Origin of the sequence: Pseudarthrobacter sp., from assembly GCF_036675385.1 — a bacterium.
Lineage (GTDB): Bacteria > Actinomycetota > Actinomycetes > Actinomycetales > Micrococcaceae > Arthrobacter.
Genome location: NZ_JAKFFD010000200.1, coordinates 1 through 2,179 on the forward strand (window position 1 = coordinate 1; position 2,179 = coordinate 2,179).

Annotated in this window: 3 protein-coding genes; 2 read left to right on the plus strand and 1 reads right to left on the minus strand. The window is 62.6% G+C overall.

The features are described 5' to 3' along the window. On the minus strand, positions 1–85 hold an 85-nt coding region (locus V6M49_RS16865; RefSeq protein WP_332762196.1), incomplete at its 3' end, for a ribosomal protein bL36. 200 nt (positions 86–285) lie between these two features. On the opposite strand from V6M49_RS16865, the gene cmk reads away from it, so the two are divergent. Together cmk and rpsA are read left to right on the plus strand one after the other, a co-directional pair. Then, positions 286–957, plus strand: a complete 672-nt coding sequence (gene cmk, locus V6M49_RS16870; protein ID WP_332762192.1) for a (d)CMP kinase — start codon at positions 286–288, stop codon at positions 955–957. Positions 958–1,145: 188 nt separating this feature from the next. Next, a partial coding sequence (gene rpsA, locus V6M49_RS16875; protein ID WP_332762194.1) for a 30S ribosomal protein S1 occupies positions 1,146–2,179 on the plus strand: 1,034 nt, incomplete at its 3' end.

Sequence of the window (2,179 nt, forward strand, 5' to 3'; positions counted from 1 at the left end):
TCACGAAGACCTTGCCACGGCGGCGGACCACCTTGCAGTCGCGATGACGGGTCTTTGCCGACTTCAGGGAGGAAAGGACTTTCATGACGCACCTCGGAAAATTTGGACTGGAACTGTCTGGGAGTGGGCCGGAGCGAACCAAGGGGTCGGCCGGGACAAAATCAAGCCGCGCATTTTAGCGGAGTTTTCCCTTGAGGTTCAAGCCTTTGCCTCGCGGTGCATCACAATCCGCCGGTTGGCGGCAAGGCTGGCCGGGCATAATGCGGCCAAAACCAGGGGGTTCCCATGTCCGAAAGCATTCCAGTCCTGACCATCGACGGCCCCTCCGGTGCGGGCAAGGGCACCGTGAGCCGCATCGCGGCAGTACGGCTGGGCTGGCACTACCTCGATTCCGGAGCCTTGTACCGGGCGGTCGGGGTGGCGGCGAGCTGGGCCAACCTGGATGTCTCCGATCCCGCTGCGCTGGTCCGCTGCACCTTCGACACCAACGTCACTTTCAAGGAAAACGCCCACGGCGACCTGCGGGTCTGGGTCAATGGCTCCGACGCTACCGACGAGCTCAGGCTCGAGACCACCGGGGCTGTCGCCTCGGCCATAGCCGCCTTCCCGGAGGTCCGTTCCGCCCTGAAGGAGCGCCAGCGAGCCTTCCGGCAGCCCCCGGGCCTGGTGGCGGACGGGCGGGACATGGGGACCGTGATCTTCAACGACGCCCCCTACAAGGTTTTCCTGACCGCCAGCGCCGAGGAACGCGCCGAAAGGCGCTATAACCAGTTGAAAGACAAAGGGGTTTCCGTCACTATAGACGGTCTGCTACGCGAGATTCTCGCCCGCGACGCCCGTGATGCCCAGCGCACGGTGGCGCCGTTGAGGCCGGCCGAAGACGCCGTCCTCATCGATACCACCGGCCTCAACATCGAACAGGTCGTGGAGCGTGTGCTGGCGCTGGTGAAGCCCTAGGTAATCCAAGGCTCCGCCGCACCTTGCAAGCGATCAAGCTTGGCGGAAAAGCCCCGTCGGGGATTTCCCCCGGCGGTACCTCAACCACAACACTCACGGCCACTGGCAATTCCGCCCAGGCCGACAACGGGTGGACCGGCGCACATGCAACAGGTGTCCGGTCTGCGTCATCAACCGAGATTTATTCAATGATCGAATCATTTGCAGAACTGTTTGAACAGAGCCAGATCCACCTCACCAAGCTGAAGCCCGGATCCATCGTGCTCGGCACCGTTGTCGAAGTCCGCAACGACGTGGTGGTGATCAACGCCGGTCTGAAATCCGAAGGCATCGTGCCGATCGAACAGTTCCGTAACGACGACGGCACGCTCACCGTAGCCGTCGGCGATGAAGTAAAGGTCGCCCTCGATTCGCTTGAGAACGGCTTCGGCGAAACCGTCCTGTCGCGCGAAAAAGCCAAGCGCGCCATGGTGTGGGACGAACTGGAGGAAGCCCTCGAGAAGAACGAAACCATCACCGGCCGCATCAGCGGCAAGGTCAAGGGCGGTTTCACCGTCGACATCAAGGATGTCCGCGCATTCCTGCCGGGCTCGCTGGTCGACGTGCGCCCGGTGCGCGACCCGGGTTACCTGGAAGGCAAGGAACTCGAGTTCAAGCTCATCAAGCTGGATCGCAAGCGCAACAATGTCGTGGTTTCCCGCCGTGCGGTGGTCGAGAGCGAGCATTCGGAAGAGCGCGAGCAGCTGATGGACAAGCTGCAGGAAGGCGTGGTGCTGAAAGGTGTGGTCAAGAACCTCACCGACTACGGCGCGTTCGTCGATCTGGGTGGCATCGACGGCTTGCTGCACATCACCGACATGGCCTGGAAGCGCGTGCGCCATCCGTCCGAAGTCGTGGAAGTGGGCCAGGAGCTGGACGTCCGCGTGCTGAAGTACGACCGCGAGCGCAACCGCGTCAGCCTGGGTCTGAAGCAGCTGGGCGAGGATCCGTGGGACAACATCGCCCGCCGTTATCCGGCCAACAGCCGCGTGTTCGGCAAGGTTTCCAACGTCACCGATTACGGCGCGTTCGTCGAGATCGAGCCGGGCGTCGAAGGCCTGGTGCACGTCTCGGAAATGGACTGGACCAACAAGAACGTCAACCCGTCCAAGGTGGTGCAGGTCGGTGACGACGTCGAAGTGATGGTGCTGGACGTGGACGAGGAGCGTCGCCGCATCTCGCT

What these genes read in the sequence shown, in the direction of transcription:
- cmk (WP_332762192.1), top strand. Translation starts at nt 286, where the DNA reads ATGTCCGAAAGCATTCCAGTCCTGACCATCGACGGCCCCTCCGGTGCG.